Origin of the sequence: Devosia enhydra (assembly GCF_900119845.1) — a bacterium.
Classification (GTDB): domain Bacteria; phylum Pseudomonadota; class Alphaproteobacteria; order Rhizobiales; family Devosiaceae; genus FPKU01.
On sequence record NZ_FPKU01000001.1, the window covers coordinates 1329254 to 1348497 of the forward strand.

At 66.4% G+C, this 19244-nt stretch carries 17 protein-coding genes; all 17 read right to left on the reverse strand.

Annotation, left to right across the window (positions count from 1 at the left end; genetic code table 11):
* Positions 1–54 precede the first annotated feature (54 nt).
* The 17 genes from lpxC to BT183_RS06530 all read right to left on the reverse strand — a co-directional run bounded on the left by lpxC (position 55) and on the right by BT183_RS06530 (position 18903).
* Positions 55–1011, reverse strand: coding sequence for a UDP-3-O-acyl-N-acetylglucosamine deacetylase (gene lpxC / locus BT183_RS06450; RefSeq protein ID WP_143145683.1), 957 nt, complete (start codon positions 1009–1011; stop codon positions 55–57).
* 103 nt (positions 1012–1114) lie between these two features.
* The gene (ftsZ, locus tag BT183_RS06455) at positions 1115–2776 is read right to left on the reverse strand and encodes a cell division protein FtsZ (RefSeq protein WP_072341650.1); all 1662 of its coding nucleotides are present in this window, start codon (positions 2774–2776) and stop codon (positions 1115–1117) included.
* Positions 2777–2927: 151 nt separating this feature from the next.
* Positions 2928–3308, reverse strand: a complete 381-nt coding sequence (locus BT183_RS06460; RefSeq protein ID WP_072340038.1) for a RidA family protein — start codon at positions 3306–3308, stop codon at positions 2928–2930.
* Positions 3309–3324: 16 nt separating this feature from the next.
* Entirely contained in the window at positions 3325–4638 is a 1314-nt protein-coding gene (gene ftsA / locus BT183_RS06465; protein ID WP_072340040.1) for a cell division protein FtsA, read from the reverse strand.
* A complete protein-coding gene (locus tag BT183_RS06470) occupies positions 4635–5531 on the reverse strand; it encodes a cell division protein FtsQ/DivIB (protein WP_143145684.1) in 897 nt (298 codons plus the stop codon). The genes ftsA and BT183_RS06470 overlap by 4 nt, the downstream gene beginning before the upstream one ends.
* An 8-nt stretch (positions 5532–5539) precedes the next feature.
* A complete protein-coding gene (locus tag BT183_RS06475) occupies positions 5540–6460 on the reverse strand; it encodes a D-alanine--D-alanine ligase (protein ID WP_072340044.1) in 921 nt (306 codons plus the stop codon).
* A gap of 184 nt (positions 6461–6644) precedes the next feature.
* Complete coding sequence (gene murB / locus BT183_RS06480) at positions 6645–7622, reverse strand: UDP-N-acetylmuramate dehydrogenase (RefSeq protein ID WP_072340046.1); 978 nt, start codon at positions 7620–7622, stop codon at positions 6645–6647.
* Positions 7619–9040, reverse strand: a complete 1422-nt coding sequence (gene murC / locus BT183_RS06485; RefSeq protein WP_072340048.1) for a UDP-N-acetylmuramate--L-alanine ligase — start codon at positions 9038–9040, stop codon at positions 7619–7621. Before murC ends, murB begins: the two co-directional genes overlap by 4 nt.
* The gene (gene murG / locus BT183_RS06490) at positions 9037–10158 is read right to left on the reverse strand and encodes an undecaprenyldiphospho-muramoylpentapeptide beta-N-acetylglucosaminyltransferase (RefSeq protein WP_072340051.1); all 1122 of its coding nucleotides are present in this window, start codon (positions 10156–10158) and stop codon (positions 9037–9039) included. The genes murC and murG overlap by 4 nt, the downstream gene beginning before the upstream one ends.
* The gene (locus tag BT183_RS06495) at positions 10155–11315 is read right to left on the reverse strand and encodes an FtsW/RodA/SpoVE family cell cycle protein (RefSeq protein WP_072340053.1); all 1161 of its coding nucleotides are present in this window, start codon (positions 11313–11315) and stop codon (positions 10155–10157) included. The genes murG and BT183_RS06495 overlap by 4 nt, the downstream gene beginning before the upstream one ends.
* Positions 11316–11427: 112 nt before the next feature.
* Entirely contained in the window at positions 11428–12513 is a 1086-nt protein-coding gene (gene mraY, locus BT183_RS06500; protein WP_072340055.1) for a phospho-N-acetylmuramoyl-pentapeptide-transferase, read from the reverse strand.
* A gap of 35 nt (positions 12514–12548) precedes the next feature.
* The gene (locus BT183_RS06505; protein ID WP_072340057.1) at positions 12549–13958 is read right to left on the reverse strand and encodes a UDP-N-acetylmuramoyl-tripeptide--D-alanyl-D-alanine ligase; all 1410 of its coding nucleotides are present in this window, start codon (positions 13956–13958) and stop codon (positions 12549–12551) included.
* Positions 13955–15400, reverse strand: a complete 1446-nt coding sequence (locus BT183_RS06510; protein WP_072340059.1) for a UDP-N-acetylmuramoyl-L-alanyl-D-glutamate--2,6-diaminopimelate ligase — start codon at positions 15398–15400, stop codon at positions 13955–13957. Before BT183_RS06510 ends, BT183_RS06505 begins: the two co-directional genes overlap by 4 nt.
* On the reverse strand, positions 15381–17150 hold the full coding sequence (locus BT183_RS06515) for a peptidoglycan D,D-transpeptidase FtsI family protein (RefSeq protein ID WP_072340060.1): 1770 nt from the start codon (positions 17148–17150) through the stop codon (positions 15381–15383). Before BT183_RS06515 ends, BT183_RS06510 begins: the two co-directional genes overlap by 20 nt.
* The gene (gene ftsL / locus BT183_RS06520) at positions 17147–17527 is read right to left on the reverse strand and encodes a cell division protein FtsL (protein WP_072340062.1); all 381 of its coding nucleotides are present in this window, start codon (positions 17525–17527) and stop codon (positions 17147–17149) included. The genes BT183_RS06515 and ftsL overlap by 4 nt, the downstream gene beginning before the upstream one ends.
* Complete coding sequence (gene rsmH / locus BT183_RS06525; RefSeq protein WP_072341653.1) at positions 17524–18549, reverse strand: 16S rRNA (cytosine(1402)-N(4))-methyltransferase RsmH; 1026 nt, start codon at positions 18547–18549, stop codon at positions 17524–17526. Before rsmH ends, ftsL begins: the two co-directional genes overlap by 4 nt.
* Positions 18550–18681: 132 nt before the next feature.
* Positions 18682–18903 (reverse strand): SlyX family protein, encoded by a 222-nt coding sequence (locus BT183_RS06530; RefSeq protein ID WP_072340064.1) that lies wholly within the window; start codon positions 18901–18903, stop codon positions 18682–18684.
* Between the last annotated feature and the right edge of the window lie 341 nt (positions 18904–19244).

Below are 19244 nucleotides of genomic sequence, written 5' to 3' on the forward strand. Positions count from 1 at the left end.
ACGAGAGACGTGCCGACTACCCACGAAAAGGATCAAAACTGTGGCGCGGCGGCGTCAGCCGACCGACCGCAGATATGGCCGCACGGCCAGGCCCTCGGGTACATCGTCGAGAGCATCGAAAGCCAGCGGCAGATCCTCGGCCGAGACTATCTCATAGTTTGCGTCGCTGCCAAACAGGCTGTGCAGCACAAGCGCGTTAAGCGCATGCCCGCCTTTGTATGAGCGGAAGCGCCCGTAGATCGGCAGGCCGCAAAGGGCGAGGTCGCCAAGCGCGTCGAGCAGCTTGTGGCGCACGAACTCGTCCTCATAGCGCAACCCGCCCGGATTGAGGATCTTGTCCTGATCGACCGTGATCGAATTGTCGAGCGAGGACCCCAGCGCATAGCCGGCCTGGCGCAGGATCTTGGCGTCGCGCACGAAACCGAAGGTGCGGGCGCGCGACACGTCCTCGAAATAGCGGCGCGGCGTCCAGTCGAAGATCATCCGCTGCCGGCCGATGACGCGGCTGTCGAAGTCGATCTCAAGATCGAGCATCCGCCCGTTATAGGGTTCGAGCGCCGCCATCGCGTCATTGTTGCGCACGATGACCTGCCGCATGATCTTGATGAACTTGCGGTTGATCGGCTGCACCTCGAGCCCGACCGCCATGATGGCGTCGACGAAAGGCGCCGCACTGCCATCGAGGATGGGGCATTCGTTGCCGGTGAGGGTAATGCGCGCATTGTCGACGCCGAGGCCCGAAAGGGCCGAAATCACATGCTCCACGGTGGCCACCGAGACGCTGTCGCCAAGGTCGATGGTGGTGCACAAGGTGGTGCGGGTCACGCGCGAAAAATGCACCTGCACGGGCGGCGTCGACCGCCCATCCTCGAAGGATCGCACGATGGTGTAGCCGGAATCCGGCGCGCCCGGTGCAATGCGCAGCGATACGGGCAGCCCGCTATGCACGCCAAAACCGCTGAAATCGAGCGCCGCTGCCAGAGTGCGCTGCCGCGCCGATAGTTTCTGCATGGTTTTGTCGCTCCGAAGCCAGCTGCGGCTCAAAAGTCTTAGCCAATAAAAACCCGGCGCGGAAGCCGCACCGGGTCGAGCCGATCGCTAATCGGGCCTTGCCTCAACCATGCTTGCGCAGGAAGGAGGGAATCTCGAGCTGGTCGCGCTGGGTGCCCTGCGGCACCGGACGGCCATGCGCGTCATACTGGCCCTGGGCGCCCTCGCGGGGGGCCGAAACCTGCGGATTCCGGGGCGCGCCGGCTTCAATGGCGCTGCGCGCTGCGGCATCGGCGCTGCCCTGATGGGGGCGATCGGTCTCGCCGGCCCGCAGGTTCAGGCCGACATTCGAGGCGAGGCGCTTGAACAGGGCGCGGGCATTTCGCGGCTCGGCATCCTGCTTTTCTTGGCCATCGAGTGACCTTCTGGCAACAGCCGGAAACTCCTCGGTCCGCGGCATCCGGCGCTGCAGGTCCGGCCGCTCGGCGCTCGAGGGCACATAGACCGACGGAATGGGCGAATCGACGGGGCGCGGCGCGTCCTCGTACGGGTCGTGGCTGGCCGAGGGAATGTAGGGCTCGACTTCGATGCCATCGTCCTCGGCATAGTGGCGCTGCTGCGGCGCGTGGCTGATCGCCTCGGCCACGGCCATCTGCACCTGCGATTCGAGAGCGGGCTGCGGGGCGGCCGGCGGCGCGACCATGGTCGGCTGCGGCTGGGCCTGCATCTGGGCATACTGCTCGGCACCGGCATGCGGACGACGTACGGCGAGCGGAGCACGACCCGGATTGGCCTTCATCGGCTCGAGAGCCTGCACCATGGTGGCATCGGTGCCCGTGGCGACCACCGAGACGCGGATAGTGCCGGTCATGTTGGGGTCGAAGGTAGCGCCCAGGATGATGTTGGCGTCCTGATCGACTTCCTCGCGGATGCGGCTGGCGGCCTCGTCGACTTCGTAGAGCGTCAGGTCCGGCCCGCCGGTGATCGAGATCAGCAGACCGCGCGCGCCCTGCATGGACACGTCGTCGAGCAGCGGGTTGGCGATCGCCGCCTCGGCCGCGTGCCGCGCACGGTCATCACCCGAAGCCTCGCCCGTACCCATCATCGCCTTGCCCATGCCGCGCATTACGGCGCGAACGTCGGCGAAGTCGAGATTGATCAGGCCTTCTTTGACCATCAGGTCGGTGATGCAGGCGACGCCCGAGAACAGCACCTGGTCGGCCATCGCGAAGGCGTCGGCGAAGGTGGTCTTCTCGTTGGCGACGCGGAAGAGGTTCTGGTTCGGAATGATGATCAGGGTGTCGACATGCCGGTGAAGCTCGTCGATCCCCTCTTCGGCCAGACGGGCACGCCGGTTGCCTTCGAAGGCGAAGGGCTTGGTGACGACGCCGACCGTGAGGATCCCCTGCTCACGGGCTGCGCGGGCCACCACGGGGGCTGCGCCCGTGCCGGTGCCACCACCCATGCCCGCGGTGATGAACACCATGTGCGAGCCCGAGAGGTGATCGTTGATTTCGTCGAAGCTTTCTTCGGCCGCTGCGCGACCCACTTCCGGGTGCGAACCGGCGCCGAGCCCCTCGGTCACCGACACACCCAGCTGGATGATGCGGGGCGCTTTCGAGAGCGCGAGAGCCTGCGCGTCGGTATTGGCCACGACGAAGTCGACCCCGTCGAGCCCGGAAGTGATCATGTTGTTGACGGCGTTGCCGCCGGCACCGCCGACACCGAATACGGTGATGCGGGGCTTGAGTTCCTGGATATCCGGAATCGTGAGGTTGATCGTCATGGAGGACCCCATAGTGGCGTGTGGGTCCAGTTTTAGTCGCCAAATCGTTAACCGCGCCCTAACGATTGCGCCGATTGCATTAACGGGTGTGCAATCTGCAAGGCGAGACCATGGCGCGCTAACGGCCCGTTAACCCTGGATTTGCGGGGGTTCAGGCGGGGTCGATGACCGCCTGGGCGAGGATTTCGATGCGCAGGCCTTCGGCCATCAATTCCTTAACGACCACGGTCGCGCGCACCGGATAAGGGGCCTTGAAGAACTCGCCATAGACCTTGTTCATCCCCGGTCCGTCGGCACGGTCGACGAGAAAAACCTGTACCTGCACGATGTTGGCCAAAGTGCCGCCGGCTGCGCGCATCGACTGCTCGAGGTTGAGCAGCGCCCTGCGGGTCTGCACCTCGATCGGACCTTTTTCGATTTCGCCGGTCTTGGGATCCTCGGCAACCACCACGGTCCAGTAGAGCCGGCCGTCGCGAATAGCGTCGGAGACGGGGCCGGTGGAGGGGGCGATGCCGGTGTCGATATGGTCCATGGAGCGATAAATTCTTTCAGAGAGCTGTCTTGAGCCATCCCCCGACGCGGGCGAGATAGCCGTCGGATCCGATGAGCCGGCGCGAGGCGCGCGGTTCGGAATATTCCTGCCCGCACACCTGCGGATAGATCAGCATGCCGGCAACGGCGGCAAAGGCGGGCCCCTTGGCGATGTCGGGCAGGCCCGAAATGCCCATCGGCCTGCCATTGCGCACATTGCGCGCCAGCATGCGGCGGGCCACCTCCGGCAGACCGGTGAGGTCGCTTGCCCCTCCCGTCAAAACGAAGCGGCGCCCGCACACATCCATCATGCCGGTCGCCTGCATGCGATCACGCACGGCGGTGAGGATTTCCTCGATCCGCGGCCGCAGGATGCGGGTGAGGTGCGAGCGCGGAATCTGCCCCGGGGCCTCGTCATGCGTAGCGCCCACCGGCACGACGGGGATCAGTTCCCGCTCGTCGGCCTGGCCGGGCAGCACGCTGCCATAGACCGTCTTGAGGCGCTCGGCGTCAGCGACGCTGACCGAGAGCGTGCGCGCGATATCGAGGGTCAGGTGGTGGCCGCCGATCGCAATGGCATCGGAATAGACGAGGTGCCCGTCGGAAAACACCGCAACGGTCGTCGTCGCGCCCCCCATGTCCACCGCCGCCACCCCCAGCTCGGCTTCGTCATCCACCAGCGATGCGAGGCCCGATGCATAAGGGGTCGCCACCAGCGCCTCGATCTCGAGGTGGCAGCGATTGAGCACCAGTTCGATATTGCGCATCGCGAGGGTTTCGGAGGACACCACCGCGACATCGATGCCGAGCTTTTCGCCCACCATGCCGAGCGGATCGCGCACGCCGCGCTGACCGTCGAGCGAATAGCCGATGGGCATGGCGTGGATGATCGAGCGTTCCGGCCGCACGCTGCGCTGGTTGACGGCGCGCAGCACGCGCTGGATATCGGCCTTCTCGACCTCCTGCCCGCCCAGATTGACATTGGCGGAGAAGGTTTCGGACCCCAGCCTGCCGGCCGTGACGTTGACCACCACCGACTGTACCGTCAGCCCGGCGGCGCGTTCGGCCATGCCGACCACGGTGCGCACCGACTGCTCGGCCTTGTCGAGATCGGTGATCACCCCGCTCTTGATGCCGCTCGAGGGACCGTAACCGAAGCCGATGACCTGGGCCACATGGCTGCGCCCCTTGAGCGCCCTGCCCTCGGGTCGCGGCACCAGCCGCGCGATGACGCAGCAGAGCTTGGTCGACCCGATATCGAGCACGGAGACGAGGCTGGTCCGCCCCGGCTGCACGGGCTTGAGGCGCGCGGTCATCGCATCGGTGATCATGATCTCTTCTTTCCGGCTGCCTTGCGCTCGGCTTCGATCTGCGCGGCGGCGTCCTCGCCCGGCTCGAGCGCCACGAGGCCGGGAACGCGCAGGTCGATCACCGTGACGTCACGGTCGAGCAGGCGATAGTCGCGCTGATACTGGGCCAGCTGCACGAGCGCCTGCGCCACGCCCTGCTCGGGCAGCTGCACTCTGAGGCCGGTCTGGAAGATCAGGTCCCAGCGCCGGTCGCTGATGCGGCTGAGCGCGGCGATGCCGGCCTTGAGATCGGGATGCTGGGCCAGCGCGCGGATCATCACCTGCGCGTCATCGGCCGCACCCGACCCGATCACCAGCGGCAGCTCGCCGAAGGCGCCATCGGTGGTGCCGATGCGACGGCCCTGCACGTCCACGAGATAGGTGACCCCCGCCACGCGCCACCGCGCCACGGGTTCACGCTCGACGATGGCGACTTCGAGACGGTCGGGATAGACCTTGCGCACCGAGGCACTCTCGACAGCCTGCAGCCATTCGAGACGCATGCGCGCCTTGTCGACGTCATAGGTCAGGGTCGAATTGCCGTTGCCCATGGTCAGCAGCGCGAAGATATCGCGCTCGCGGGTCAGGCGCTGGCCGCTGATCTCGATGGCGTTGATGCCGAAGCCGGCGGATGCGAACCGCCCCTGTACCAGGTCGGTTGCGCTGGCAAGACCGGTGGAAATGTGGTCGCGCGCTTCATAAAGGCCGACGCCCGCTGCCAAGACGACCACGCCGGCCATGGCGAGCTTTAGCGCCCGGCGATGAAGCACCCAGGCGTGACGGGCGGTCGCGACCATGCGTCGGGGCAGGCTGCGCGGCCTGAACGGGGCGGGAAGCTGTCGGGGATCGACGGGTTCGGCCGAAGCCAGGAACACATTGCTCCCTACCTGTTGCAACTCGCATCCTCCACCATCCAGGAGACCAGCTCCTCGAAGGAGTGGCCCGCATGCCGCGCCTGTTCGGGCACGAGCGACACCTCGGTCATACCCGGCTGGGTATTGATCTCGAGGCAGACCAGCTCGCCATCGGGTCCGGCCTGTTCGTTGAAGCGGAAGTCGGTCCGCGACACGCCCCGGCAGCCCATGGCGGCATGCGCCTTGAGGGCCATATTCTGCACTTTGTCGTAAATTTTCGGTTGAATTGGCGCGGGGATGATGTGGTGCGAACCGCCGGCGCTGTATTTTGCCTCGTAATTGTAGAAGGCGAGGTCGGTGACGATCTCGGTTACCCCGAGCGCCACGTCGCCCATCACCGCGCAGGTCAGCTCCCGGCCCGGCACATAGCGCTCCACCATCAGCATCTCGCCGCCCTTCCAGTCGGCCCCGAGAATCTCCTGGGGCGGATGGCTCTGGTCGGCCTTGACGATGAAGATGCCGTTCGAGGATCCGTCGGCCACCGGCTTGATCACATAGGGCGGCGCCATCACATGGGCGCGCGCCACTTCCGCACGATTGGCCACGACGTGGTCGGTCACGGGAATGCCGGCGGCCTTGAAGACGATCTTGGCCTGGTGCTTGTCCATCGCCATGGCCGAGGCCAGCACGCCCGAATGGGTGTAGGGAATGCGCAGATATTCGAGCAGGCCCTGGATGGTGCCATCTTCGCCGAACCGGCCATGCAGCGCGTTGAAGGCGACATCGGGCTTGAGCGCCGAGAGTACCGCCGCAACGTCGTGCCCGACATCGACTTCGGTCACCTGATAGCCCGAGCGCGCCAGCGCCTCGGCACAGCCCCGCCCCGAGCGCAGCGACACCGCGCGTTCGTTCGAAAGGCCGCCCATGAGGACGGCAACGTGCTTGGTCATTGGCTGGACTCCGAACTGAAACAGGGGAGGAAGGCCCCCTCCCCCGCCGCTTCGCGGCGACCTCTCCCCCGAGGGAGAGGTGAAGAATTGGTCCGGGCGTGCCGCATCGTCACCTCTCCCTTGGGGGAGAGGTCGGCCGAAGGCCGGGTGAGGGGGCCTTGCCGCTGCAACTGTGACAGCATGATCACACCGCACCCGTGAACACGTCGCCATCGAGGAACTCGCGCACCTCGTGGCCCGGCACGAAATGCCCCATGCGGCGGATTTCCCAGCGCAGTTCGATGCCCGAATGCGCCCGCACGCGGTTGCGCACCGTCTCGCCCAGCGTCTCGATGTCGTGGGCGGTCGCATCCTCGACATTGAGCAGGAAATTGGCGTGCAGTTCGCTCATCTGCGCCCCGCCCACCCGCAACCCGCGGCAGCCTGCGGCGTCGATCAGCTTCCAGCTCGAATGCCCCTCGGGGTTCTTGAAGGTGGATCCGCCGGTCTTGGCCTTGGTCGGCTGCGAGCTTTCGCGCTTCTCGGTGATCTCGCGCATGCGATTGAGGATGTCATCCTTGTCGCCGGCAAAGCCCTGATAGACCGCCGACGTGAACACCGCTCCGCGCGGCCCGTTCGACTTGCGGTAGAGGTAGCCCATATCCGCATTGGTCAGGGTCACGATCTCGCCCTGCCGGGTCACCGCACGCAGTTCCACCATGCGGTCGCGCGTTTCGGTGCCATAGCACCCAGCATTCATGTAGAGCGCGCCACCAATGCCGCCCGGAATGCCGCGATAGAAGGTCAGCCCGTCGATGCCCGCCTCGGCAGCGGCCGTCGCGACCTTGACGTCAGGCAGCGATGTGCCGACGCGCAGGCGATGCCCATCGAGAACCTCGATCTGTCCAAACGCCCGGCCCGCCAGGCGGATGACGACGCCATCGAGGCCGCCGTCGCGCACCAGCAGGTTCGAGCCGAGCCCGATCACTGTCACGCGGATGTCCTCTGGCAGGTTTCTCAGGAAAAAGGCCAGATCGTCCTCGTCAGCCGGCGAGAAGAACAGCTGCGCCGGCCCGCCGACGCGAAACCACGTCACCTCGGACAGCGGCTGGTTGGGCGTCAGCCGCCCGCGCACCTCGGAAATCCAGGGCGAGAGGCTGGGGATGAGATCGGGCCAGCTCATGACACCGGCTCCGCATCGATGAGCTTGCCCAGCTCGCCCGGCAGGCTGGCGGCCCATTGCGTGATGTTGCCGGCCCCCAGGCACACGACGTAATCGCCATCCTCGGCGCGGCCGGCCAGCAACGGCGCCAGCGCCTCGGGCCTGTCGATGATCCGCGCGTCGCGATGCCCGCGCGCCCTTATGCGGTTCACCAGCTCCTCATGCGTCACGCCCGGGATCGGCTGCTCGCCCGCCGCATAAACCGGCGCGACGATGACCGTATCGGCATCGTTGAAGCAGGCGGCAAAATCGTTGAACAGGTCGTTGAGGCGGCTGTAGCGGTGCGGCTGCACCACCGCGATCACGTCGCGGCGCGCCGACTGCCGGGCAGCCCGCAGCACGGAAGCGATCTCGACCGGGTGATGCCCGTAATCGTCGATGACAGTGATGCCCCCGACCACGCCGGTCCGCGTAAAGCGCCGCTTGACGCCCGAGAACCCGCGCAGCCCCTTGCGGATGGCCTCGGCCGGCACCTTGAGCTGGTCGGCGACCGCGATCGCGGCCGTCGCGTTGAGGGCATTGTGCTCGCCCGGCATCGGCAGGCTCAACCCCTCGATGCGGAGATGGGTCATGCGGATGCGGTCGCGGATTTCGACGGCGAAATGGCTCTGGCCGTCCCGCGTCTCGAGATCGACCAGCCGCACATCCGCCTGCGGATTGCGGCCATAGGTGATGACGCGGCGATCGCGGATCTGCCCCACCAGCGCCTGCACTTCGGGATGGTCGAGGCACATCACGGCAAAGCCGTAGAAGGGCACGTTCTCGACGAAGTTGAGGAACGCCTTCCGCACCCCGTCGAAATCCCGATAGTGATCGAGATGCTCGGGGTCGATATTGGTGACCACGGCGACATCGGCAGGCAGCTTGACGAAGGTGCCGTCGCTCTCGTCGGCCTCCACCACCATCCACTCGCCCGAGCCGAGCCGCGCATTGGTGCCATAGGCATTGATGATGCCGCCATTGATGACCGTAGGGTCCATGCTGCCGGCATCGAGCAGGGTCGCGACCAGCGTGGTCGTCGTCGTCTTGCCATGCGTGCCGCCAATGGCGATGGCATTCTTGAAGCGCATGATTTCGGCGAGCATCTCGGCGCGGCGCACCACCGGCAGGCCGCGCGCACGCGCCGCGTCGAGCTCGGGATTGCCCTTCTTGATCGCCGAGGAGATCACCACGACGGCGGCATCGCGCAGGTTTTCAGCCCTTTGTCCCACATCGACATGAATGCCCATCTCGCGCAGCCGCTGGACATTGGCGCTTTCCGAGGCGTCCGAGCCGCGCACCGGATAGCCCTGGTCGTGCAGGATCTCGGCGATGCCGCTCATGCCGATGCCACCGATGCCCACGAAGTGCACCGGCCCGATATTGCGCGGCATTTTCATCTGGATACTGCTCCGTTAGCCTTTGCGCCGCTGCGGCGTGCGAGCCGCTCGGCCATGTCCGCCAGAGCCTCGACGGCCTGCGGTTTTCCCAATCCTGCGGCGGCGCCGGACGCTGCGATCAGGGCAGCCGGATCACCCAAAAGTGAGGCAAGTCTGCTCGCAAGCAAAGAGGGCGAAAGCGTGGCCTGCTCCATAAGCCAGCCGGCGCCGGCCTTCTCCACCAGCAGCGCATTGTTCTTCTGGTCCGCGTCGAGCGCCCCCGGCAGCGGCACGAGGATGGCGGGTCGCCCCAGAACGCCCAGTTCCGCGATGGTCGAGGCCCCCGACCGTGCGATGACGAGATGGCTCGCCGCGATGCGCTCGGGCAGATCATCGAAAAACGCCGCCAGTTCGACATTCACCTTGGCCTGCCGATAGGCTTCCGCCACCCGGTCGAGGTCCTCGGGCCGGCACTGCTGCGTCACGAGCAGGCGGGATCGCAGATCCTCGGGCAGCTCGGCGATGGCAGGCGGCACGAGTTCTGAAAACACCCGCGCGCCCTGGCTGCCGCCAAAGACCACGAGCCGCAACAGGTCCGCAGGGCCAGTCGGAGGATAGGGCGCATGGGCCACGGCCCGCACCCGATCGCGCACCGGATTGCCGGTGATCGTCGTCTTGGCCGCGAAGGCCTCTGCCTTGAGCGTTGTCTCAAAGCTCGTTGCCAGCGCATTGGCGCGGCTTGCCAGCGCCCGGTTGGCCCGCCCCATCACGGCGTTCTGTTCGTGCAGCAGGCCGGGAATGCCAAGAAGGCGCGCGGCCATGAACGGCGGATAGACAGGGTAGCCGCCGAACCCGACCACGGCATCGGGCGCGATACCACGCAGCTTCTGCGCCGCGACGGCTATGCCCCAGGTGATCTTGGTGCCGGCCACGAGGAACTTCACCGGGCTTCTGACCGACGGCGTTGCCGAGGGCACCACATGGATCGCCTTGGCCGGAAAGCGCCCGCCATGGTCGGCGACGCGATGATCGGTCATGAGGTGGATTTCATGGCCGCGACGGCGCAGTTCCTGCGCCAGCGCCATGGCGGGAAAGAGATGCCCGCCGGTGCCGCCGGCCATCAGCACGAAGCGGCTCATTCGGCCGCCACCATGGCGCTGCGATAGGCCGGCAGGCCTGTCGTCATCCGCTCCTCGGGGCGCGCGCGCGTCAGCGACAGCACCAGCCCCATGGCAAAGGCAATCGCGATCATCGAAGTGCCGCCATAGGACACGAAGGGCAGCGTCATGCCTTTGGGCGGCACGAGGTTGAGATTGACCGCAAGGTTGATGCCGCACTGCATGGCGAACTGGATTGCGAGGGTCGACGCGGCGAGGCGAGCAAAGAGGCTGCTCTGGGCCTGCGCACCGACCAGCGCGCGCACCACGATGAAGCCGATCAGGCCCACCAGCACGAGGCAAAAGAGGATGCCGAACTCGCCCGCCGCCGCCGAGAACACATAATCGGCATGGGCGTCGGGAATGGCCTTGCTGGCCAGCGATTCACCCGGCCCGCGCCCGAACCAGCCGCCCTCGAGCAGCGAGGCCAGCGCCTTGTCGATCTGGTAGGTATTGCCGCCGCCTTCGGGGTTGATGAAGGTGTCGATGCGGCGGGCAAAGTGCGGGAAGAACATATAGGCGCCAAACAGCAGCCCGACCCCGACAAAGGCCAGCGCGAAGATCAGCAGCCAGGAGATGCCCGAAAGGAACAGGAGCGCCGCCCAGGTCGCGAGCACCAGTGCCGTCTGCCCGATATCGGGCTGGAGCAGCAGCGCTCCAACGATGAGGCCCATGAGCCCCGTGGCCAGGATGCGCGCCGGCATGTCGCGGCGCTTCATCGATTCGGCGAAGAGCCAGGCGCCGATCACGGCAAAGAACGGCTTCACGAATTCGGAGGGCTGCAGCGACTGGCCGGCAAAGCTCAGCCACCGCCGCGCACCCTTGACCTCGACGCCGAAGCGCAGCGTCGCCCAGAGCAGCACGATGCTGACGGCAAGCCCGGCGATCGCGGCGACGCGCGCCTGCCGATGCGTCAGGAAGGATGTGGCGATCAGCACCCCGATGGTGGGAATGATGAACAGCGCATGCCGGATGACGAAATGCCAGGGGCTGAGCCCGAGGCGCTCGGCCACGGCCGGGCTGGCGGCGAAGCTCATCACCATGCCGCAGGTCATCAGCAGCATGAGGGCCGCGAGAAGCGGCTTGTCGACGGTCCACCACCATTCGGCGATGGGCGTCTTTCTGGCGCGCGAAAACATGATCTGACCCGCCCTGCCCGGCGGTCCCTGTCGCAACAATCGGGACAGTCTAGGCCGCTTTGGTTAGCAGAGCGTGACCGACCGGCGCATTTTGCAACGCCGGCCCGGGTCGTCAGCGCAGCTTGAGGGACGAAAGCCCGATCAGCGCCAGCACCAGCGAGATGATCCAGAAGCGGATCACCACCTGGCTTTCGGTCCAGCCCAGATGCTCGAAATGGTGGTGGATCGGCGCCATCTTGAACACGCGCTTGCCGGTCAGGCGGAACGAGGCGACCTGCACGATCACCGAGACGGTTTCGAGCACGAAGAGCCCCCCCACGATGGCGAGAACGATCTCGTGCTTGGTCGCCACCGCGATAGCCCCCAGCGCGCCGCCGAGCGCCAGCGAACCGGTATCGCCCATGAAGATCTGCGCCGGCGGGGCATTGAACCACAGGAACCCCAGCCCGGCCCCGATCAGCGCGCCGCACACCACCGAAAGCTCGGCCGTGCCCGGCACGTAATTGATCAGCAGGTAGTCGGCATAGGTCACCGAGCCCACGAGATAGGCGATGAGCCCGAAGCAGGCGGCCGCCACCATCACGGGCACGATCGCCAGCCCGTCGAGCCCGTCGGTAAGGTTCACCGAATTGCCCGCCGAAACGATCACGAAGGCGCCAAAGATCAGGAAGAACCAGCCCATGTCGAGCGCCAGCCCCTTCACGAAGGGGAAGAGCAGCGAATTGGAGAAGGCCGGGTCGCCGAGCTTGGAGAGGAAAAAACAGGCAATAAGGCCGACCAGTGCCTCGAGCAGCAGCCTCTGCCGACCCGAAAACCCGGCATGCGACATGCGCTTGACCTTGAGATAATCGTCATAAAGCCCGATGGCGCCGAACGAGACGGTGACGAAGAGCACCACCCAGACATAGCCGTTCGAGAGGTTCGACCACAAAAGGATCGAGCTCACCGCGCCCGAAAGGATCATCAGCCCGCCCATTGTGGGCGTGCCCTTCTTGGTCAGCAGGTGGCCCGCAGGGCCGTCCTCGCGGATGGGCTGGCCTTTGCCCTGCTTGACCCGCAGCAGCCGGATCATGCCGGGGCCGAACATGAACACGAAGAACAGCGCCGTCACCACCGCGCCAGCGGTGCGGAAGGTAATGTAGCGGAAGACGTTGAAGGCTGCGAGGCTGTCGCCCAACTGGCCGAGGAAATACAGCATGCTCTAAGCGTCCTCTCCCGGCGCCGTCTGGCGCCCTATGCGAAGGTCTCGCGGATGCGCCGCACGAGACCCGCAAGTCGCACGCCTTTGGACCCTTTGACCATAACCGAGTCGCCGGGCGCAAGGCCGCCGAGGATCGTTTCCGCCAGTTGCTCAACGCTTTCGGCATGGGCTGTGACCTGCCCGTCACCCAGGGCATCGCGCAGGGCGGCCATGCCCTTGCCGATGAGGTAAATCTCTGTCGCGCCGGTCGCCTTCACGGCGTCGGCAAGGCTGCGATGGAGGTTCGGGCTTTCGGGTCCCAGTTCCAGCATGTCGCCCAGCACCAGCACCTTTCGGCCCGATGGCGGGGTGATGCCGGAATAGACCTCCATCGCTGCCCGCATGGAAGCGGTGTTGGCGTTGTAGCTCTCATCCACGAGCAGCAGGGGCTTCTTTGGGTTGCCCAGCCTCAGCGTCTCCCCACGCCCCTCGGGCGCCGCGAACTGGCCGAGAGCCCCGATGGCCGACATCGCCCCCCCGCCCACGAGCGCATTGACCACGATGGCAGCGGTGGCATTGGCGATCATGTGCCGGCCGGGCACACGAAGGGCGAGGCGCTGCACCTGGCCCTCATGGCTGATCGTGGCGTGGGTCACGCCATCGCTGACGCGTGGCGCACCGATATGCCAGTCCGAACTCTCGTCGAACCCGTAGGTCACGATGTTGGTAATGCCCAGCCGTCGCGCCGCACCCATCAGCACATGCAGATAATCATGGTCGGCGTTGAACACCGCCGTCCCGCCGGGTTCGAGGCTCAGAAGGATCTCCGCCTTGGCTTCGGCGATGGCGGTGACCGAGGGGAAAAACTCGAGATGGGCCGGCGCCACCGAGGTCACGAGGGCGATATGGGGCCGCACCATCTTGACCAGATTGGCGATTTCCCCGGCATGGTTCATGCCGATCTCGAAGACGCCGAAGGGCACGTTGCGCGGCAGGTTCGCCAGCATCAACGGCACGCCCCAGTGATTGTTGTAGCTCTTGATCGAGGCATGCACCTTGCCCGATGCCGCGAGCACGGTGCGCACCGCTTCCTTGGTCGATGTCTTGCCGACGCTTCCGGTGATGGCGACGATCTGCCCGGTGCTGCGCTCGCGTGCCGCGCGCGCCAAGGCTTCGAGCGCCTTCATCGGGTCGCGCACCCCGATCACGCCCTTGCGGCCCAGCGCCGGCGCCCGGTCTGCCGAAACCAGCGCCGCAGCCGCGCCCGCATCGAGGGCCGCACCGACGAAATCATGCCCGTCATGAGTGTCGCCCTTGATCGCGACAAAGAGCGCACCGGGCTGGATGTCGCGGGAATCGATCGAAACCGCGGTCACCGCCTGCGCGGTCACGCCATCGGCATAGCCATTGGTGGCGGCGACGATCTCGGCGATCGTCCAGAGAGGGCTGGCAAGCTCGTTCATCCGCGCCCCGCCAGCGTCTCGGTCACGACTTCATGGTCGGAGAAGTGGTGCTTGGTGGTGCCCACGATCTGGTAGTCCTCATGTCCCTTGCCGGCGATCAGCAGCACGTCGCCGGGCCCGAGAAGCCCGATGCCGTGGGCGATGGCGGCGCGACGGTCGGCGATTTCCTGCGCGCCTGGCGCTGCGGCCAGCACGGCGGCGCGGATGGCGGCGGGATCTTCGGTGCGCGGATTGTCGTCGGTCACGATGACGATGTCGGCCCCCTCGCTGGCTGCCTTGCCCATCATCGGGCGCTTGCCGGGATCGCGGTCGCCCCCTGCCCCGATGACGACGATGAGCCTCCCGCTGGCATAGGGTCGCAGCGCCAGAAGCGCCGTCTCCAGCGCCACCGGCTTGTGGGCGTAATCGACGAAGATGGCGGCGCCATTGTGTTCGGCTACCCGCTCCAGCCGCCCGCGCGCGCCCTTGAGGGTCGAGAGCGCCGCTATCGCCTCCCCGTGCGGCGCCCCGGCAGAAAGCGCCAGGGCCAGCGCCATGATGGCATTGTGGGCCTGGAAGGCTCCGGTCAGCGGCAGGAGGAAGCTGACGGGCTCGCCCACCAGCCGCCCGGTGACGCGCTGGCCATAGCCCTCGTTCTCGATGGCGGCGATCTCGAAATAGGCGCCCTCGCGTCCCACCGTCAGCAGCGTCACGCCCGCTTCGAGCGCGGCGTTGACGAAGGGTGGGCTCCACGCATCATCGACATTGACCACCGCCGCCCCGCCCGGCGCGATCAGATGGCGGAAGAGCCTCAGCTTGGCTTCGGCATAGGTTTCCATATCGGCATGATAGTCGAGATGGTCGCGCGAGAGATTGGTGAAGCCGACCGCGCGGAAGGCGATCCCGTCGACGCGGCGCTGGTCGAGCCCCTGGCTCGAGGCTTCGAGCGCCACATGGTCGATGCCGGCCTCGGCCAGCTTCTGCAGCGCCCTGTGCAGGGTCAGTGCATCGGGCGTCGTCAATTCGCCGGCCGCGATGCCCGCATCGGTCTCGACCCCGACGGTCCCGAGGCTCGCGGCCCGGATGCCGCAGGCCGACCAGATCTGGCGCACGAAGGACACCACCGACGATTTGCCGTTGGTGCCAGTAACGGCAACCGCAACCGACGGCTGCGGCGGATAGCTCCGCGCGGCGGCCCTGGCATAGGCAGCCCGCACATCCTCGACCACCACAACCGGCACGCCCGGATCGGTGTCGGCGGGCCGGTCGGAAACGATGACCACGGCGCCCCGCGCCACAGCCTCCGCCGCAAAGGCCAGCCCGTGCACCCGCGTGCCGGGGCCGGCGAAAAAGGCTTGCCCCGCAGCTACGGCCCGGCTGTCGGCTTCCACGCCCGTTACGACGATGGCAGGCACGTCGCCCGCATGCGAGCCGGCAAGGAGGTCAGAGAGACGGAACGCCAAGTCGGTTCTCCGGAGCAGGGGCGCGGGCCATCGAGGCCGGAACGAGCGCCTGATCCAGCATTTCGCTGAAATCGGGGGCGATTCCCAGCATCGGCGCGACACGCTTGACGATTCGGCCGGTGACTTCTCCGGCATTCCAGCCGGCCGTGGTACCCGACTGCGGCGTTTCCTTCTGCGGCTCGTCGACGAGGATCACCATCGCATATTGCGGATCATCGAGCGGAAAGGCCGAGGCGAAGACCGCAAGCGTCTTGCTCGACGAATATCGGCCATCCACGACCTTTTCCGCCGTGCCCGTCTTGCCGCCAGTGCGATAGCCACGCGCCTCGCGATCCATGCGCGACCCCGACCCGTCGATGGCATTGAGCCGCATCAGATAGCGGATCTGCGCGCTCGTCTGGGGCGAGATCACCGGTTCGTAGAGCGGGCGCGCCGCGGCTTCGTCCCGCTTGTAGAGCGTCACCGGCACCATCATGCCGTCATTGACGAAGGCGGCCATCGCCTTGGCCATGTGCAGGGGCGAAACCGAGAGCCCATGGCCAAAGCTGGCCGTGGCCGCGACGATCTCCGAGAATTTTTCCGGCACCACCGGATTGCGCCGCTCGGGCAGTTCGATCTGCATCGGCTTGTCCATGCCCAGCTTGGTCAGGAAGGCGCGGAACTCGTCCTTGCCCATGGCCTGCATGATCCGGATCGTGCCGATATTGGAGGAATATTTGTAGACCTCCGAGGTGCTCAGCACGCGGTGCTTGCCATGGAAATCGTCGATGGTGAAGCGACCGAAGCGGATGCCGAAGCGCGCATCGAAATTGTCGGTCAGCCGCACCCGCCCGCTGTCGATGGCGCCCGCAAAGGTAACCGTCTTGAACGTCGAGCCCAGTTCATAGATGCCGGATGTGATGCGATTGAACCGCTGGTCCTTCTTGCCATCATAGAGCTCGAAGGCGGAGGCGGGATTGTTGGGGTCGAAATCGGGCAGCGACACCATGGCGAGCACTTCGCCGGTGCGCACATCGACCATCACGCCGGCAGCGGCGATCGCCTTGTAGCGGGTGAAGGTGTCGAGAAGCTCCGAATACATCACGTGCTGCACGCGCGCATCGATCGAGAGGCTGACCGGCGCCAGCGCCCGGTCGCGTGCCAGCCCGAGTTCCTGCAGCAGCGCGACGTCGCGGTCGTCCATGTTCTTTTCGATGCCGGCGATGCCCTGGTTGTCGATGTTCACCGCGCCCAGGATATGGGAGGCCTCGCGGCCGCCCGGATAGAACCGCTTGGATTCGGTGACGAAATCGAGGCCGGGAATGCCGAGCTGGAAGATGCGGTCGGCAACCGCCGGGGTCAGCTCGCGCTTGACCCAGACGAAGCCCCGATCCCCCGTCAGCCGGCGGCGCAGCCAGTCGGCATCGAGTTCCGGCAGCACCGTGCGCAGGGCCGTCACCGCCTCCTCGACATCGATGATGCGGCGCGGCTCGGCAAACAGCGAGGGCACGCGGATATCGACGGCCATTTCAAGCCCGTTCCGGTCAAGGATCGGCGGCCGCGTCGCGGTGATGGCGTCGCGCGTCTGCCCCTCGATCGAGGTCTCGACCACCACCGAGCCGAGCTGCACCAGCCGCCCGGCAATGACGCCGAAGACCAGGATCAGCCCGAAGATCACCCAGCGAATGCGGGCCCGGGTCAGCTGGCTGCGCGATTTGCGCGAGCCTTCGAGCGCGATTGTGGGAACGGCCGCTTCGCTTGCCAGGCTCATTGCGATGCCCCGATGATCAGTTGTTCAATGGGATCGATGCCCGAATCGAGCGCTTCGAAAAGCGCATCGAGCGCCGCCTTGTCCGGCGCGGGCTTGCGCATCGGCAGGTTGTCGAGCCGGCCGAACTGCTCGGGGCGGACAGGCTTCAGGCCCAGTGCCGCCTCGTGGCGCACCACGATGGGCGCCACATGGCTGGGCTGGTTGAGATAGGCCCAGTCAGCCTTGAGCATCGACAAATCGGCCTGCTGCTTGTCGATCAGCCGTTCGAGTTCCACCTTGGTGCTGGCGGTTTCCTCCACGGCATATTTGAGGCCGTAGACGCCCACCAGCGCCGCAATACTCGTGCACACGAGGATGACGTTGAGCGTGCGGATCATGCGAGCCTCCTCGAAAGCGGCACGCCGAGGCCTTCGGCTGAGGCCGGGCGCGCCGGCGCTTCGGTGCGCGTGGCGCTGCGCAGGGTCGCGGAACGGGCGCGCGGATTGCGCTCCGTCTCGGCTGCGCCCGCCCGCACCGGCTTGCGGATCTGGGCCCAGCGCGGCGCGGCCTGTCCGCGCACCGGCAGATGGCGGGAGGGTGTGGGATCGGATTTTTCAGCATCGAGGAAGCGCTTGACGATGCGATCCTCGAGCGAATGGAAGCTGACGACGGCGAGCCGCCCGCCGGGGGCAAGCAGCCGCTCGCTGGCGAAGAGCCCCGCGACCAGCTCATGCAGCTCGCCATTGACCGCGATCCGCAGCGCCTGGAAGCTGCGCGTGGCCGGATGCATCTCGCCCGGCTTGCGCCCGATGACGGTCTCGATCAGCCGGGCCAGTTCGGCGGTCGTGGAAAGAGGCTTTTCGGCGCGTGCCGCAACGATGGCGGTGGCGATGCGACGGGCCTTGCGTTCCTCGCCATAGGCGAAGAGCAGGTCGGTCAGCCGGGCTTCGCTCAGGGTGTTGACGAGGTCCGCGGCGCTTTCGCCTTCCCCCGACATGCGCATGTCGAGCGGCCCGTCGCGCAGGAACGAGAAGCCGCGCACCGCCTCGTCGAGCTGCATCGAGGACACCCCGATATCGAGCACAACGCCATCGACGGGCCCGCCCGCGAGCGTATCGAGTTCGGAAAACTGGCCGGGCACGAAGGTGAACCGATCCGGGTAGAGAGTCGCGAGTCGCTCGGCATGGGGCAGCACATTGGGGTCGCGATCGATCGCGACCACGCTCGCCCCCGCCGCCAGCAGCGCCTGCGAATATCCCCCTGCCCCAAACGTGCCATCGAGGATGCGGGCACCCTCTAACGGCGCGAGCGCCTCGAGCACTTCGGCAAGCAGCACCGGAACATGCGGGGTATCGGCACGCGCGTCGGCGGGCCGGGGCGCATCAGGTTGCGCCGGCGCTTGCGGGCTCTCCTGGGCCATGGTTTCCGTCCGCTCCATCCGGCAACAAGGCCGGTACGCTGGTTGAGCCGGGTTTTGCCCGGCGATCGCCTGCATATTGAGGAAGGGAGTTTAACAATCCGTTTGCCATGCCCGCTGCCCGGCAACCGGCGATCAGTAGTGCGGGGGCGGCGGCTCCTTGCCCGGCAGGTCGCGACGCCCCGCCTCGGCCTCGGCGATTTCGGCCTCGAGCCGATCCACGAGGCGCTTCAACCGCTCCATTTCCCGCCATTGCCGCGTCACGATCTCGTTGAGATCCTCGATGGCGCGATCCTGATGGGTCAGGCGCATTTCGAGCGCGAGGACGCGCGCGGTCAGTTGAGGGCTGTCGACCATCGCTTTATCCCCAGAATAAATTGCCAGTTGGCCTGTAAGCCGGGTTCTGTAAGGCCCGCGCCTCGCGACGCGGACGTGACGGCCATTCCTCTAGGCGACGGCTTGCGCCGCAGCTCGAGCAACCAACCCGGACGACCGGCCTCGAAACCGGCCTGAGGTTGCCCTCGCGTCGTCCCTATTTGGTTTTGCTCCCGGTGGGGTTTACCATGCGGGTCCTGTTACCAGTCCCCCGGTGCGCTCTTACCGCAGCGATCCATGTCCCATCACCAAGGCATTGAGATACCTTGTAAAAATGCCATCCGACATGCTCCCGTTGCCCCGGTGTTGATGGAGCATGGGAG

What these genes read in the sequence shown, in the direction of transcription:
- lpxC (WP_143145683.1), bottom strand. Translation starts at nt 1,011, where the DNA reads ATGCAGAAACTATCGGCGCGGCAGCGCACTCTGGCAGCGGCGCTCGAT.
- ftsZ (WP_072341650.1), bottom strand. Translation starts at nt 2,776, where the DNA reads ATGACGATCAACCTCACGATTCCGGATATCCAGGAACTCAAGCCCCGC.
- BT183_RS06460 (WP_072340038.1), bottom strand. Translation starts at nt 3,308, where the DNA reads ATGGACCATATCGACACCGGCATCGCCCCCTCCACCGGCCCCGTCTCC.
- ftsA (WP_072340040.1), bottom strand. Translation starts at nt 4,638, where the DNA reads ATGATCACCGATGCGATGACCGCGCGCCTCAAGCCCGTGCAGCCGGGG.
- BT183_RS06475 (WP_072340044.1), bottom strand. Translation starts at nt 6,460, where the DNA reads ATGACCAAGCACGTTGCCGTCCTCATGGGCGGCCTTTCGAACGAACGC.
- murB (WP_072340046.1), bottom strand. Translation starts at nt 7,622, where the DNA reads ATGAGCTGGCCCGATCTCATCCCCAGCCTCTCGCCCTGGATTTCCGAG.
- murC (WP_072340048.1), bottom strand. Translation starts at nt 9,040, where the DNA reads ATGAAAATGCCGCGCAATATCGGGCCGGTGCACTTCGTGGGCATCGGT.
- murG (WP_072340051.1), bottom strand. Translation starts at nt 10,158, where the DNA reads ATGAGCCGCTTCGTGCTGATGGCCGGCGGCACCGGCGGGCATCTCTTT.
- BT183_RS06495 (WP_072340053.1), bottom strand. Translation starts at nt 11,315, where the DNA reads ATGTTTTCGCGCGCCAGAAAGACGCCCATCGCCGAATGGTGGTGGACC.
- mraY (WP_072340055.1), bottom strand. Translation starts at nt 12,513, where the DNA reads ATGCTGTATTTCCTCGGCCAGTTGGGCGACAGCCTCGCAGCCTTCAAC.
- BT183_RS06505 (WP_072340057.1), bottom strand. Translation starts at nt 13,958, where the DNA reads ATGAACGAGCTTGCCAGCCCTCTCTGGACGATCGCCGAGATCGTCGCC.
- BT183_RS06515 (WP_072340060.1), bottom strand. Translation starts at nt 17,150, where the DNA reads ATGAGCCTGGCAAGCGAAGCGGCCGTTCCCACAATCGCGCTCGAAGGC.
- ftsL (WP_072340062.1), bottom strand. Translation starts at nt 17,527, where the DNA reads ATGATCCGCACGCTCAACGTCATCCTCGTGTGCACGAGTATTGCGGCG.
- rsmH (WP_072341653.1), bottom strand. Translation starts at nt 18,549, where the DNA reads ATGGCCCAGGAGAGCCCGCAAGCGCCGGCGCAACCTGATGCGCCCCGG.
- BT183_RS06530 (WP_072340064.1), bottom strand. Translation starts at nt 18,903, where the DNA reads ATGGTCGACAGCCCTCAACTGACCGCGCGCGTCCTCGCGCTCGAAATG.